Genomic DNA, 13,680 nt, shown 5'->3' on the forward strand with positions numbered 1-13,680 from the left:
CGGCGACCCTGTGGACGACGACCCCGCCACCGCCGCCCCGCCGGGGTCAGGACGACAGGCGGCGGCAGGCCTCGTCGAGCACCTCGTCACGCTTGCAGAACGCGAACCGCACGAGGGTGCGCCCGGCCTCCGGGTCGTCGTGGAACACCGACACCGGCACCCCGACCACGCCCGAGCGCACCGGCAGCTCGTGGCAGAACGCCAACCCGTCGACGGCCCCGAGCGACGCGGCATCCGCGACGACGAAGTACCCGCCGGCAGGCACCGACACCTCGAGCCCGGCACCACGCAACCCGGCGACCAACCGGTCGCGCTTGCCCTGCAACGAGCGCGCCAACCCGGTGAACACCGAGTCCGGCAACCCCAGCCCGACCGCCACCGCCGGCTGGAACGGCCCCGACCCGACGTACGTGAGGAACTGCTTGACCGCCCGAACGGCAGCCACCGCCGCAGCAGGACCGCTCACCCAGCCGACCTTCCAGCCCGTCGTCGAGAACGTCTTGCCGGCCGACGAGATCGTGAGCGTGCGCTCGGCCATCCCCGGCAGCGACGCCACGGCAACGTGCTGCCCACCGTCGAACACCAGGTGCTCGTACACCTCGTCGGTGACCACCCACGCATCGTTCTCACGCGCCAACTCGCAGATCAGCTCGATCTCCTCCCGGGTGAAGACCTTGCCCGTCGGGTTGTGCGGCGTGTTGAGCAACACCATGCGGGTCCGCGAGGAGAACGCCGCCCGCAGCGACGACTCGTCGACCGCGAAGTCCGGGAAGCGCAGCACCGAGGTGCGGCGCACCCCACCGGCCAGGGCGATCGTCGCGGCGTAGCTGTCGTAGTACGGCTCAAACGTCACCACCTCGTCACCTGGTGCCACGAGGGCCAGCACCGTCGCCGCGATCGCCTCGGTCGCCCCCACGGTGACGAGCACCTCGGTGCGCGGGTCGACCGACACCCCCCAGAAGCGCGCCTGGTGTGCGGCGATGGCATCGAGCAGCTCGGGCACTCCTGCACCGGGCGGGTACTGGTTGGCCCCGCCGCGAATCGCCGCCACGGCCGCCTCGAGCACCTCGCTCGGACCATCGGTGTCAGGGAAGCCCTGCCCCAGGTTGATCGCGTCGTGCTCGACGGCCAGCGCCGACATGGTCGCGAAGATCGTCGTACCGAACGGCGTCAGCGCCGCGTTGCCGGGGGCTCGGGTCATGGGGGAGAGGCTATGCCGTGCGGCGTACCCTGCACCGCATGGACAGCCAGACCCTCGGCACCCTCGACGCCGTCGCCACTGCCGCCGCCGTGCGCGAGGGCCGCATCAGCGCCCGCGAGACGGTGCAGGCCGCCCTGGCGCGCATCGAGGAGCGCAACGGCCCCGTCAACGCCTTCACCGTGGTCCGTGCCGAGAGCGCGCTCGCGGAGGCGGACGAGGTGGATGCCGTCGGCCCCAGTGCCGATCGCCCCCTCGCCGGGGTTCCCATCGTCGTCAAGGAGGAGTACGACGTCACCGGCGACGTGACGACTCTCGGTGGGGCCGGCAACTCCACGCCGCGCACCGCCGACAGCGAGGTCGTGCGTCGCCTGCGCGCCGCCGGTGCGGTCATCGTCGGCCGCACGACGATGCCCGAGTTCGGCCAGTTCCCGTTCACCGAGAGCCTGGCCACCGGGGTCACCCGCAACCCCTTCGACCTCGACCGCTCACCGGGTGGCTCGTCCGGCGGGTCGGCCGTGGCCGTCGCGACGGGGATGGTGCCGGTGGCGCTCGGCGCCGACGGGGGTGGGTCGATCCGCATCCCCGCCTCGGCCTGCGGGCTCGTGGGTCTCAAGCCCACCCGGGGGTGCATCTCCGTGGCACCCCTGTCGCAGCACTGGTACGGGCTCGTCGTCCTCGGCGGCATGTCGCGCAGCGTGCGCGACAGCGCCCTGCTTCTCGACGTCATCTCGGGCTCGACACCCGTCGACCGCTGGTCGGTGCCGCCGCCGCGCGAGCCCTTCGCGGCCGTGGCGGCTCGCGAGCCGGGCACCCTCCGCATCGCGTGGAGCACCAAGTGCGTCACGCCCGGGGTCGACACCGACCCCGAGATCACCGCGGCCACCGAACAGGTCGCCAGGGCGCTGGTCCGGCTCGGGCACCGGGTGCACCGCACCGCGCCCCGCTGGCCGGTGGCGACCGACGCGTTCCTGCCGCAGTTCTACGGTGGCATGGCCGCCGAGGCCGGCCAGGTCGAGCACCCCGAGCGGCTCGAACCCCGCACCCGGCAGACTGCGCGCCTGGCCCGGTGGGCGACGCCCCGGGTGGTCGAGCGCGCCATCCGCCGGGGGGAGCGGGTCGCCGCGGCCGTCGACGCACGCCTGCTCACGGACGCCGACGTCTTCCTCCTGCCGACGATGCCGAAGCTGCCCCCGCCCGTCGGCCTCCTGGACGGGATGGATGCCGTCCGCGCCCAGGTCGCGACGCTTCCCTACGTGGCCAACACCGTGCTCACCAACGTCTCCGGCCACCCGGCGCTGGCCCTGCCGGCCGGGCTCTCGGCCAGCGGGCTGCCGATCGGCGTCCAGCTCATCGCCCGCCGCGGCGAGGAGGGGCTGCTCCTCGCCATCGCTGCCCAGATCGAGGCCTCGAGGCCCGATTTCTGGCCGGGGGTCGCGACCCCGTAGACTTGCGGGTGCGTCCGACTCCGGTCGGGCGACTTCGCGCGCCTTCTCACCGTCACCTGGACCACCACACGACGGGGCGCACCTTGGCAGTCCGGATGCCGCGGCATCCGGTGAGGTGCGTAGCAGGCGCCAGGCAGGAGCCCCGCACCTTCGCGCGGCATCCGACGAAACTGACCAACGCACAAGGAGAACACGGCATGGCCGTCGTCACCATGCGCCAGCTCCTCGAGAGCGGCGTCCACTTCGGGCACCAGACCCGTCGCTGGAACCCCAAGATGAAGCGCTTCATCATGACCGAGCGCAACGGCATCTACATCATCGACCTGCAGCAGTCGGTGACCTACATCAACAACGCGTACGAGTTCGTCCGCGAGACCGTGGCCCACGGCGGGACGATCCTGTTCGTCGGCACCAAGCGCCAGGCGCAGGAGCCGATCGCCGAGCAGGCCACCCGCGTCGGCATGCCGTACGTCAACCACCGCTGGCTCGGTGGCATGCTCACCAACTTCCAGACGATCTCCAAGCGGCTCACCCGCCTCAAGGAGCTCGAGGAGCTCGACTTCGACGACGTGGCCGGCAGCGGCTACACGAAGAAGGAGCTGCTCATCTTCAAGCGCGAGAAGGACAAGCTCGAGAAGACCCTGGGCGGCATCCGCACCATGGGCAAGGTTCCCTCGGCCGTCTGGATCGTCGACACCAAGAAGGAGCACCTCGCCGTTGACGAGGCCCGCAAGCTGGGGCTGCCCGTCATCGCGATCCTCGACACCAACTGCGACCCCGACGAGGTCGACTACAAGATCCCCGGCAACGACGACGCGATCCGTTCCGTCACGCTGCTGACCCGGGTCATCGCGGATGCCGTCGCCGACGGTCTCATGGCACGCGCCGGTGGCCGCGCCGACGAGGACGTCGTCGCCGCTGACGAGCCCCTCGCCGAGTGGGAGCGCGAGCTCCTCGGTGGCGACGCTGCCGAGGCCGCTGCGGCTGCCGAGGCTCCCGCCGCTGAGGCCGCCCCGGTCGAGGCTGAGGTTGCCGAGGCTCCCGCCGCTGAGGCGGAGGTTGCCGAGGCTCCCGCCGCCGAGGCCGAGGTTGCCGAGGCTCCCGCCGACGAGGCCGCCCCGGCCGCCGACGCGGACCAGGCCTGAGCCTGCCCCCTCGTCCCTGTCCGAACTGCTAGCTGAAAGAGCGATACCACTCATGGCGAATTACACCGCCGCTGACATCAAGGCGCTCCGCGAGAAGACCGCCGCCGGAATGATGGACGTCAAGAAGGCCCTCGACGAGGCCGATGGCGACATGGCCAAGGCCGAGGAGATCCTTCGCGTCAAGGGCCTGAAGGGTGTGACCAAGCGCGAGGGCCGTACGGCCTCCAACGGGCTGGTCACCGCCAACGCCGGCGCCGGCGAGGGCACCCTCGTCGAGGTTCTGTGCGAGACCGACTTCGTGGCCAAGGGTGAGCGTTTCGGCGCCCTGGCCGCGCAGGTCCTCGACCAGGCCGTTGCCACCAAGTCCGCTGACGCCGAGGCCCTGTTGGCCTCGACGCTCGAGGACGGCCGCACCGTCAAGGAGCTCCTCGACGAGGCCAACGCCACCATCGGCGAGAAGATCGAGGTCAAGCGCGTTGCCCGCCTCGAGGGCGAGCACGTCGTGTCCTACCTGCACAAGACGAGCCCCGACCTGCCCGCGCAGATCGGTGTCCTCGTCTCCACCGCCGGTGGCGACGAGCAGACGGCCAAGGACGTGGCGATGCACATCGCCGCGTTCAGCCCGAGCGTGCTCACCCGTGAGGAGATCGACGCCGCGACGGTCGAGAACGAGCGTCGCGTCGCCGAGGCCACCGCGAAGGAGGAGGGCAAGCCCGAGGCCGCCCTTCCGAAGATCGTCGAGGGCCGCGTGAATGGCTTCTTCAAGGAGAACGTCCTGCTCGAGCAGCCGTTCGCCAAGGACGCCAAGAAGACCGTCGCCAAGGTGCTGTCCGAGGCCGGCGCCGACGCCAAGGGCTTCGCGCGCTTCCGGGTCGGTAGCTGACGAGGCACCGCACCACCAGCATCACCGGATGCCGTCCGCTCACCTGAGCGGACGGCATCCGTGCGTTGTCGGCAGGTTCGCGTCGAGGGATCGACGGCGCGGCGTCAGGTGACGCGGCCCCGGGCCAGAGCTGCATACATGAGGGCGGCCACGGTCTCACCGTCGGTGATGTCACCGCGAGCGAGCATGGCGAGCACCTCACCCCACGGCACCCGCCGCACCTCGCTGATGCCCTCGACCTCCTGCTCGGCACCGTCCACGGGGGACAGGCCCGTCGCCAGGTACACGACCTCGGGGGCCACGCAGACGCCGTTGAGGGCGTTCATCCGGCCGATCTCGCGCCAGGTCGCCGCCTGGAGGCCGGTCTCCTCGGCGAGTTCCCGCTGCGCCCCCGCGAGGGTGTCCGGGCCGTCGGACCCACCGGCGGGCACCTCGACGGAAGGCCCGGTCGTGTGCCGGTCGACCGTCACGAGCACCACCTCGTCGTCGTCGGTCACCGCCACGACGAACACCGCCGGATGCCGCAGGTGCACGACGCCGTAGATGCCGTCGCTCCCGTCGGGGCGCACCACGGCATCCTCGACGACCTCGATCCACGCGTTGGCGTACACGGTCCGGGACTCAGTGACAGGCCACACGGCGTCAGCCTGCCACGGGTGTGGAGTGGGCGCACCGCCCGAGGTCGAGCCAGGACCATCCACGACGGGGACGAAAACGGCATCCGACCCGGTCCCCGTCCGGGTGGAACACCGGCGCTGTGGCAGGATCGAGCGACCGCGAACCACTGCCGAGGAGGCACCGTGACCACGCACGCCCAGACCCAGGCCGCACCGAATGCGTCGGGCGCAGCCTCTCCGCGACGGGTGCTGCTCAAGCTCTCCGGTGAGGTGTTCGGCGGAGGCAAGGTCGGGGTCGACCCCGACGTCGTGCGCGGCATCGCCCGCCAGATCGCGGATGCCGTCCGTGAGGGCATCGAGGTCGCCGTCGTCGTGGGTGGGGGCAACTTCTTCCGCGGTGCCGAGCTCCAGCAGAAGGGCATGGACCGCTCGCGCGCCGACTACATCGGCATGCTCGGCACCGTGATGAACTGCCTCGCTCTCCAGGACTTCCTCGAGAAGGAGGGCATCGACACCCGGGTGCAGACCGCCATCACGATGGGCCAGGTCGCCGAGCCCTACATCCCGCGTCGCGCGATCCGCCACCTCGAGAAGGGGCGGGTCGTCATCTTCGGCGCCGGGGCGGGGATGCCGTACTTCTCCACGGACACCGTGAGCGCCCAGCGAGCACTGGAGTGCCGCTGCGACATGGTGCTCATGAGCAAGAGCGGCGTCGACGGCGTGTACGACGCAGACCCTCGCACCAATCCTGACGCCCGCAAGCTCGAGCACGTGACCTTCGAGGAGGCGCTGCGCACCGGTCTGAAGGTCGTCGATGCCGCCGCGTTCAGCCTCTGCATGGACAACAAGCTGCCCATGGTCGTGTTCGGGATGGAGGGCGACGGCAACATCACCCGTGCCCTGCGGGGCGAGCGCATCGGGACCCTGGTCTCCGCGGGCTGAGGCACTCCTCGCGCGGCGGTCACCGGGCGGCCCGCGACTTTGACACACTGGGACCAGACCCGCCGCGCCGGTAGCGCGGCATACCGAAGGAGAACCACCGCAGATGATCGACGAGACCTTGTTCGAGGCCGAGGAGAAGATGGAGAAGACCGTCGAGGCCGCCAAGGAGGCTTTCGCCGGCATCCGCACCGGTCGCGCGCACCCCGGCATGTTCCAGAAGGTGCTCGTGGACTACTACGGTGCGCCGACCCCGCTCCAGCAGCTCGCGTCGTTCCAGAACCCCGAGGCGCGCACCATCATCATCAGCCCGTTCGACAAGAGCTCGATGCACGCCATCGAGAAGGCGATCCAGGTGGCTGACCTGGGCGTCAACCCCAGCAACGACGGCAACATCATCCGTTGCGTCATGCCGGTGCTCACCGAGGAGCGGCGTCGTGAGTACGTGAAGATGGCTCACTCGCAGGCCGAGGACGCCAAGGTGTCGGTGCGCAATGTGCGACGCAGCGCCAAGACGACCCTGGAGAAGCTCGTCAAGGACGGCGAGGTCGGTGAGGACGAGGGGGCGCGCGCCGAGAAGGAGCTCGAGGCCGTCACCAAGCGCCACGTCGACCAGATCGACGAGCTGCTCAAGCACAAGGAAGCCGAGCTGCTCGAGGTCTGACCTCGCACCACGACGATGACCGACGCCCCCGACCTCACTGCGACCGACGCCCCGGACGTCCCTGACGCTCCTGATGCTCCGGCGGCGCCGGCCACCCCGAAGGCCGGGCGCGACCTTCGGGCAGCAGTCGGGGTGGGGCTGCTGCTCGCCGGGCTGGTCATCGGCACGCTCATCGTCGATGCGCGGGCCTTTCTCGTCGTCGTGATCGCCGCGATCTGCGTGGGGGCCTGGGAACTGCGTCGCGCCATCGCCACCAAGGGCATCACCATCCCCCTCGTGCCGCTGCTCCTCGGGGTTGCCGGCATGCTGGTCTCCGCCTACGCGCGCGGGGCCGAGGCGTTGGTCGTGACGTTCGGCCTGACGATCATCGGCATCCTCATCTGGCGGGTGGCCGACGGGGTTGCCGGGGCGGCTCGTGACCTGAGCGCATCAGCCCTCGTGACGTTCTACCCCGTGTTCCTCGCCGGGTTCGCCGCCCTCATGCTCGCGGCTCCTGACGGTCGCCAGCGCATCGTCGTGTTCATCCTCGTCACCGTATTCTCCGACATCGGTGGCTACGCGGTGGGGGTCAAGTTCGGCAAGCACCCGATGGCGCCGTCGCTCAGCCCCAAGAAGTCGTGGGAAGGGTTCGCCGGTTCGGTGCTGTCGTGCGCACTCGTCGGTGCCATCTCGCTGCCCCTGCTCCTGGACGGCGTCTGGTGGGCTGGCGCCGTGCTCGGCGTCGTCGCCGCGGCCGCTGCCACCCTCGGTGACCTCATCGAGTCCAGCATCAAGCGCGACCTCGGCATCAAGGACATGAGCACGATCCTGCCCGGGCACGGCGGCCTGATGGATCGCCTCGATTCGCTCGTCGTCGTGGCCCCGGTCGCCTGGGCGCTGCTGCTGCTCTTCGTCCCGCTCGGCTGAGCAGCGGGCTCGATGCCGCAGCCTGGCCGCAGTCTGTCCGGGGAACCTGCGAGAATCAACGCACCATGTCAGACATCCCCGCGCCCTCGCAGGCCCCCGCACCCCGCCCGGCACCCGGCCAGCTGACGTTCACCGCGCCACGGCGGGGCAAGCCGCCGCGACACCTGGCCGACCTCAGCCTCGAGGAGCGTCGCGAGGTGGCCGCCGCCCTCGGCCACCCGGCCTACCGGGCGACGCAGCTCTCGACGCACTACTTCGAGCGGCTGGTCGACCGGCCCGAGGACATGACCGATCTGCCCAAGGCCGTGCGCGACGACCTCGTCGCCGACCTCCTGCCCCCGCTGCTGACTTCGGTGCGCAGCCTCACCGCCGACCGGGGTGCCACGATCAAGCAGGTCTGGCGGCTGTTCGACGGGGCGCTGGTCGAGTCGGTGCTCATGCGCTACCCGAAGCGGGTCACCGTCTGCATCTCCAGCCAGGCCGGCTGCGGCATGAACTGCCCGTTCTGCGCCACCGGTCAGGAGGGGCTCACGCGCAACATGTCGGCGGGGGAGATCGTCGAGCAGGTCGTGGCCGCGGCCCGCTTGCTGCGGCGCGGCGAGCTGCCCGAGATCGGTGACGCCCTCGACGGCGCCGGGCTCGGCGACGAGTCCGAGGACGGTGCGGATGCCGTGGCCTCCGATGCCGCAGCCGCCGGTCCCAGCCGGGTGAGCAACGTCGTCTTCATGGGCATGGGCGAGGCGCTGGCCAACTACAAGGCGGCCATCGGAGCGATCCGGCGACTCACCGAGCCGGCGCCCTCGGGCCTGGGCATCTCGGCCCGGGGCATCACGATGTCGACGGTCGGGCTCGTCCCCGGCATCGACCGGCTCACCGCTGAGGGCATCCCGGTGACCCTCGCCCTGTCGCTGCACGCACCCGACGACGAGCTGCGCGACGAACTCGTCCCGATCAACACCCGCTGGAAGGTCGACGAGGCGCTCGATGCGGCCTACCGCTACCACGAGGCCACCGGGCGCCGGGTCAGCATCGAGTACGCCCTCATCCGCGACATCAACGACCAGGCGTGGCGGGCGGACCTGCTCGGCCAGAAGCTGCGCCAACGCGGCCGGGGCTGGGTCCACGTCAACCCCATCCCGCTGAACCCGACCCCCGGGTCGAAGTGGACGGCATCCCGACGAGGCGTCGAGCAGCAGTTCGTCGAGCGGCTGCGGGCGCACGGCATCCCGACGACCGTTCGTGACACGCGCGGGTCCGACATCGACGGCGCCTGCGGTCAGCTGGCTGCCGCGACCTCGGGAGCCCCCGAACGCGGCTGAGTGTCGCCGCGCGCGGTTCTGACGGGAGCCCGTGGCATCGCGGTGCTCGGTGCTCGGTGCTCGGTGCTGAGAGGGCGTCGGGGGGTGCTGTCAGGCGTCCTTGCGGCGCGCAAGGGATTCCTTGTCGGGCGCAAGGACCCCTGACAGCACTGGTACCCGGGCTCACAGGTTCGACGGTGCCCGCGCAACGTCCACCCTGGTCGGATGCCGGGGCTCGACAAGCGCCCTGCACCCTCGTACCCGCGGGTACGCTTGGCCGATGCATCGTCGCGCCCCGGCACTCCTGGCTGCCCTTGCCCTGCTGCTCGCCGGGTGCGGCAGCGAGGCCGACCTGCCGGCGAACCTGAAGTCCGCCGACACGCATGCGAGCGCCCACGCCCCCGCGCCGAGCGCCACGGTCGAGCCGGTCAAGGAGACGCCTCTGCGCAAGGGCGAGCGCTTCCAGGAGATCCGCCTCCCGGCGAAGTACACCCCGAAGGCGCCTGAGGGCACCGGCACCGACGACTACCGGTGCTTCCTCGTCGACCCCGGGTTCGACACCGACCAGCTGGTGAGTGGCGTGCAGGTGCTGCTGGACAACGCACCACTGGTCCATCACGTCGTCGTGTCCAAGGTCGAGCCGACCGACGTCACCAAGGCCGAGAAGCTCGATGCACAGACCCCCGGCGAGGGCTGGACGTGCTTCGGCGGCGCCGGAATCTCGGGCATCGCCGGTGGCAACCTCGACAAGGCCGACTGGGTCGGCGCGTGGGCACCCGGCGGGGGAGAGCGGGTCATGGCCGAGGACATCGGCATCCCGCTCGCGGCCGGCTCCCAGCTCGTGGTGCAGATGCACTACAACCTGCTCGGGGGCAGCGGCTCGGACCGCAGCGCGGTGCTGCTGCGCCTGTCCGAGGCGGCTGGAAGCGACAAGCAGGCCTTGCAGACGATGTTGCTCCCAGCGCCGGTCGAGCTGCCGTGTCGCGACAACCGCACCAAGGGGATGTGCAGCCGCGCACTCGCGATCGCCGACCTCAAGAAGCGGTTCGCCGAGGATCCGGCAACCGCCGACCTGCTCCACCTGCTCTGTGGTCCCCTGACGCCCGGCCCCGTGCAGAGCTGCACGCGCCCGATCCGCGAGGAGGGCACGATCCGCGCAGTCTCCGGGCACATGCACCTGCTCGGCCGGGCGATCACCGTCGACGTCAACAAGGGCACGCCGCAGGCCCAGCGGGTTCTCGACATCCCGGTGTGGAACTTCGACGACCAGGGCAGCATCCCGCTCGACACACCCCTCGACGTCGGCCCCGGCGACGAGATCACGGTGACCTGTACCCACGACCAGGAGCTGCGCGACCTGCTCCCCGCGTTCGAGGGCACCGAGGACCGCTACGTCGCGTGGGGCGAGGGCACGACCGACGAGATGTGCCTGGGAATCGTCCTCATGACCGAGCGCTGACGCTCCTGCTGATGACTGCCGACGCCCGTGCAGGGGCCGATGGCGGGAGGATGGCGGCAGGATGGCGGGTTGTCGTCGTGGTGGTGGCGCCCGTGGTGGGGCGACACTGGTGACGTGAGTCTTCGAGACCTCCGGCTCCGGCGCGGCTGGAGCCAGGAACACCTGGCCGAGGCCAGCGGCGTGAGCGTGCGCACCATCCAGCGAATCGAGGGTGGCCAACCACCGAGCCCCTTCACGGCCTCCGCCCTCGCGGTGGCACTCGATGTCGATCCCGGGTCCTTTGGCGAACCGAACACCGAGCCCGCCGACGGTGAACGCGCTGACGCCCTCGAGCCGGCGCCGGCGCTGACCTTCGTCGAGGCCGTGCGTCAGGGGGTCCGCCGGTGGGGCGACTTCGACGGCCGGGCCAGTCGCTCGGAGTTCTGGTTCTTCTTCCTCGCCGTGTCCGTCGTCGTCGGTGCCCTCGCTGCGCTGGACGACCGGCTCGGGGCTGCCGCCCTCGTGCTGTGCCTCGTGCCCCTCGCCGCGGCCGGGACCCGCCGGTTGCGGGACGCAGGTCAGAGCCCCTGGTGGCTGCTCTTCGCGATCGTGCCGATGGGGTTCGTCGTCCTGCTGACCCTCATGGTGATGCCCGGAAAGGCGATCGAGGAGGTGGCGACGCCCCAGAACAGTCGGTGACCCATGGGCGCCGCGGTCCTACCGAGCGAAGAGGGCGGCGGCGTCGGCGGGGGAGTCGACGAGGTGCAGCCGCTGCTCCGCCCAGCGCCCAGCGGCCAACGCTTGGAGCGCCCGCCACACGGGTGGTGCGGCCTGCCGTGCCGGGCAGCACGACGATCCTGGCGCCTCAGCGCGCGGCAGCCCGTCCTCTCGGATGCGGAAGCCCGACTGCGAGAGTAGATTGCGCTCCAATGGACGCGGCCGATTCGCTGCGCTACGGTTGGCGCCGGACCAACAGGGGGTTGGTCCCAGGGGGGATATCAACGAGCGTGTACAGCTTGTTCCGTGCTGTGGTGGGGGCGACGATCCTGGCGGCTCTGCTGCCTGTATCGGCGGCCCATTCGCAGGAACTCGGGGACGAGGCCGTTGTCAGGTTGGTAGAGGACGCCGCGCCGATACGAGTTCCGGTCCTTTCCGTACAAGAGTTCGACGAGGGGACGACAGCTGTGCCAGCCGTCACCTCGAACGGGCGCGTTTCGGTGCCGGAGTCTGACGAAGGGCTCATTGTGCTTGAGGCACCCGATACGCCCCGGCAGCCTGGGTCCAGGATCGGTGTCGCGCTCCCGGCTGAGGCAGCCGCCGGCCACGGCACCGTCACCGAATCTGGGGCTGTTGTCTACAGCGGCGATAGCGACCGGGTGGATGTCGTCGTCCAGCCCGTGGAGGACGGTTCGGTTCGCATCAGCACCGTCGTCAACGAGTCGTCGGCACCACACGCTTTCACCTACAAGCTGAGCCTTCCCGGCGCGGCCTCGTTGGAACTGTTGGGGGACGGTTCCATCATCATCATGAGGGGTGGTCGGCACATCGGCGGCGTCGCGGCACCGTGGGCAGTGGATGCCGCCGGTCGCGATGTCGCGACGCACTTTGAGATCGACGAACACTCATTCACGCAGGTTGTCGAACCCACGGCCTCGGCCACCTACCCGATTGTGGCGGACCCGTACCTGGGGATCTCTCTCATCTCCAAGGCGGTGTGGGCCCGGGACCTGTGGCAGTACAGCCCCACGCTCAAGGTGTACCCGACGTGGTACGGCCGGTATGGTCCCGCGGCTGCGCGCTGGGCCGCGTGGAGCGAAACGCTGAACAAGACCCCGCGCTCGGGTTGGCCCAACCCAGACACCGCGTCGATGAAGAATCAGTTCTACTGTCACTTCGACGTCGTCCGACTTCGCGCACCGAACAAGGAATACTGGGGCTTGGACTCGAAGATTCCTAACCGCGGGTATTGGGGCTTCGTCAATAACAGCTGCAACTAAGGAGCAATCATGCAGCATGGTTACCAGCGGGCCCTCAACATCATTGGACTCGTCGTGGCTGCCGGCCTCAACGTCGCGGTCGTGTCCTTCTATGTGCTGTGGTTCATCGCCGACTCGGACGCCATCAATCGGATGGAGACGGCCACCTCGGTCGACCCGACTGTCCTGTTGCCCAACGCGACTCTTCTGTGGCTCGCTGCGAATGCGTCGCTCGTGGCCCTGCTCGCACTCGATGGGGTGATCGTGGCAATGACCATGGCGGCACGGTCAAGGCGTCGTCTCGCCGGCCAGGACCCCGACACTGCTGAGGAGTTGAGCACCCCGATCTCATCCCGGCCTGGCTGAAACGTTCGTCGTGGGCTGTGACATGCAGAACGGGCAGCATGCTGCCCGTTCTGCATGTCACAGCGTGGCCGAGTTGCCGGTGACCAGGGCGGCGGCCTCGGCGGGGGAGTCGACGAGGTGCAGCCGCTGCTCCATCGGGCGCCCCACGGCCAGGGCCTGCAGCGCCGGCCACACGGGGATCGTGTTCGTCCAGTGATCCCGGCCGACGAGCACGAGGAGGGGGAGCACGGCATCCGGCGTGGCGTAGAAGAGCCGCGTCGCCGCCTGGAAGACCTCCTGCACGGTGCCGGCCGCGCCGGGGAGCACGACGATCCCGGCATCGCAGCGCGCGAGCAGGCCGTCCTCGCGGATCGCGTTGGAGAAGTATTTCGCGATGCCGTCGCAGAAGACGTTGGGCGGCTCGTGGCCGTAGAACCACGTCGGGATGCCGAGGCTCGTCACCGCGCCCAGCTCACCGCGCGCCTCGAGCAGGTCGTCGTGCACGTCGAGCGCGACCTGCGCCCACGGCTCGATCTCGGGCACGAACGACGGGATGCCAGCCAGTCGAGTCAGCGCCTCGTCGAGCGACCTCGCGGATGCCGCGTACGCGCCGAGGTTGGCAGCCTCCATCGCGCCCGGTCCGCCCCCCGTGGCCACGACGCACCCGGCCTCGGCCAGGGCATGGCCGAGGTGGGCGGCCCCGGTGTAGCCCGCCGTTCCCCGTTCGAGCGCGTGCCCACCCATGACCCCGACGACCGCTGAGCTGCCGATGACCTCGCTCAGCGCGTCGCTCATCGAGTCGTCGTGGATGGCCCGCAGCAGG

Annotated in this window: 14 protein-coding genes; 11 read left to right on the forward strand and 3 right to left on the reverse strand. The window is 70.3% G+C overall.

From position 1 onward, the window contains the following. Positions 1-46 precede the first annotated feature (46 nt). Complete coding sequence (locus tag PLL68_RS00445; RefSeq protein WP_324530581.1) at positions 47-1,201, reverse strand: pyridoxal phosphate-dependent aminotransferase; 1,155 nt, start codon at positions 1,199-1,201, stop codon at positions 47-49. Positions 1,202-1,239: 38 nt separating this feature from the next. On the opposite strand from PLL68_RS00445, the gene PLL68_RS00450 reads away from it, so the two are divergent. From PLL68_RS00450 to tsf, 3 genes are all read left to right on the forward strand, one after another. Further along, positions 1,240-2,646: an amidase gene (locus PLL68_RS00450; protein ID WP_324530583.1), complete on the forward strand. Its 1,407-nt coding sequence runs from the start codon at positions 1,240-1,242 to the stop codon at positions 2,644-2,646. Between the two features lie 197 nt (positions 2,647-2,843). Then, positions 2,844-3,791, forward strand: coding sequence for a 30S ribosomal protein S2 (gene rpsB, locus PLL68_RS00455; RefSeq protein ID WP_324530585.1), 948 nt, complete (start codon positions 2,844-2,846; stop codon positions 3,789-3,791). Positions 3,792-3,843: 52 nt separating this feature from the next. Beyond that, the gene (tsf, locus tag PLL68_RS00460; RefSeq protein ID WP_324530587.1) at positions 3,844-4,674 is read left to right on the forward strand and encodes a translation elongation factor Ts; all 831 of its coding nucleotides are present in this window, start codon (positions 3,844-3,846) and stop codon (positions 4,672-4,674) included. A gap of 104 nt (positions 4,675-4,778) precedes the next feature. Here tsf and PLL68_RS00465 read toward each other — a convergent pair whose 3' ends face one another. After that, positions 4,779-5,312: an NUDIX domain-containing protein gene (locus tag PLL68_RS00465; RefSeq protein WP_324530590.1), complete on the reverse strand. Its 534-nt coding sequence runs from the start codon at positions 5,310-5,312 to the stop codon at positions 4,779-4,781. A 162-nt stretch (positions 5,313-5,474) separates the two neighbouring features. On the opposite strand from PLL68_RS00465, the gene pyrH reads away from it, so the two are divergent. From pyrH to PLL68_RS00505, 8 genes are all read left to right on the forward strand, one after another. Continuing rightward, complete coding sequence (gene pyrH, locus PLL68_RS00470) at positions 5,475-6,233, forward strand: UMP kinase (RefSeq protein ID WP_324530592.1); 759 nt, start codon at positions 5,475-5,477, stop codon at positions 6,231-6,233. Between the two features lie 103 nt (positions 6,234-6,336). Then, positions 6,337-6,894, forward strand: a complete 558-nt coding sequence (gene frr, locus PLL68_RS00475) for a ribosome recycling factor (RefSeq protein WP_324530594.1) — start codon at positions 6,337-6,339, stop codon at positions 6,892-6,894. Between the two features lie 15 nt (positions 6,895-6,909). Next, a complete protein-coding gene (locus PLL68_RS00480; RefSeq protein WP_324530596.1) occupies positions 6,910-7,800 on the forward strand; it encodes a phosphatidate cytidylyltransferase in 891 nt (296 codons plus the stop codon). A 65-nt stretch (positions 7,801-7,865) separates the two neighbouring features. Then, positions 7,866-9,119: a 23S rRNA (adenine(2503)-C(2))-methyltransferase RlmN gene (gene rlmN / locus PLL68_RS00485; protein ID WP_324530598.1), complete on the forward strand. Its 1,254-nt coding sequence runs from the start codon at positions 7,866-7,868 to the stop codon at positions 9,117-9,119. Between the two features lie 259 nt (positions 9,120-9,378). Then, positions 9,379-10,557, forward strand: a complete 1,179-nt coding sequence (locus PLL68_RS00490) for a monooxygenase (RefSeq protein ID WP_324530600.1) — start codon at positions 9,379-9,381, stop codon at positions 10,555-10,557. A gap of 114 nt (positions 10,558-10,671) precedes the next feature. Then, entirely contained in the window at positions 10,672-11,235 is a 564-nt protein-coding gene (locus PLL68_RS00495; protein ID WP_324530602.1) for a DUF805 domain-containing protein, read from the forward strand. A gap of 308 nt (positions 11,236-11,543) precedes the next feature. Continuing rightward, positions 11,544-12,533: a DUF2599 domain-containing protein gene (locus PLL68_RS00500; RefSeq protein WP_324530604.1), complete on the forward strand. Its 990-nt coding sequence runs from the start codon at positions 11,544-11,546 to the stop codon at positions 12,531-12,533. Positions 12,534-12,542: 9 nt separating this feature from the next. Further along, positions 12,543-12,878 (forward strand): hypothetical protein, encoded by a 336-nt coding sequence (locus tag PLL68_RS00505; protein ID WP_324530606.1) that lies wholly within the window; start codon positions 12,543-12,545, stop codon positions 12,876-12,878. Positions 12,879-12,935: 57 nt separating this feature from the next. Here the strand turns inward: PLL68_RS00505 and PLL68_RS00510 are convergent. Continuing rightward, positions 12,936-13,680, reverse strand: a 745-nt coding sequence (locus PLL68_RS00510; RefSeq protein WP_324530608.1) for an LOG family protein, incomplete at its 5' end; no start/stop codon positions are given.

The sequence above is a fragment of the Ornithinibacter sp. genome, from assembly GCF_035443565.1.
Classification (GTDB): Bacteria; Actinomycetota; Actinomycetes; order Actinomycetales; family Dermatophilaceae; genus Fodinibacter.

Excerpts from the sequence above, each read along its gene's own strand:
- PLL68_RS00490 (WP_324530600.1), top strand. The coding sequence starts at position 9,379 with ATGCATCGTCGCGCCCCGGCACTCCTGGCTGCCCTTGCCCTGCTGCTC.
- PLL68_RS00480 (WP_324530596.1), top strand. The coding sequence starts at position 6,910 with ATGACCGACGCCCCCGACCTCACTGCGACCGACGCCCCGGACGTCCCT.
- frr (WP_324530594.1), top strand. The coding sequence starts at position 6,337 with ATGATCGACGAGACCTTGTTCGAGGCCGAGGAGAAGATGGAGAAGACC.
- PLL68_RS00450 (WP_324530583.1), top strand. The coding sequence starts at position 1,240 with ATGGACAGCCAGACCCTCGGCACCCTCGACGCCGTCGCCACTGCCGCC.
- rpsB (WP_324530585.1), top strand. The coding sequence starts at position 2,844 with ATGGCCGTCGTCACCATGCGCCAGCTCCTCGAGAGCGGCGTCCACTTC.
- rlmN (WP_324530598.1), top strand. The coding sequence starts at position 7,866 with ATGTCAGACATCCCCGCGCCCTCGCAGGCCCCCGCACCCCGCCCGGCA.
- tsf (WP_324530587.1), top strand. The coding sequence starts at position 3,844 with ATGGCGAATTACACCGCCGCTGACATCAAGGCGCTCCGCGAGAAGACC.
- PLL68_RS00445 (WP_324530581.1), bottom strand. The coding sequence starts at position 1,201 with ATGACCCGAGCCCCCGGCAACGCGGCGCTGACGCCGTTCGGTACGACG.
- PLL68_RS00505 (WP_324530606.1), top strand. The coding sequence starts at position 12,543 with ATGCAGCATGGTTACCAGCGGGCCCTCAACATCATTGGACTCGTCGTG.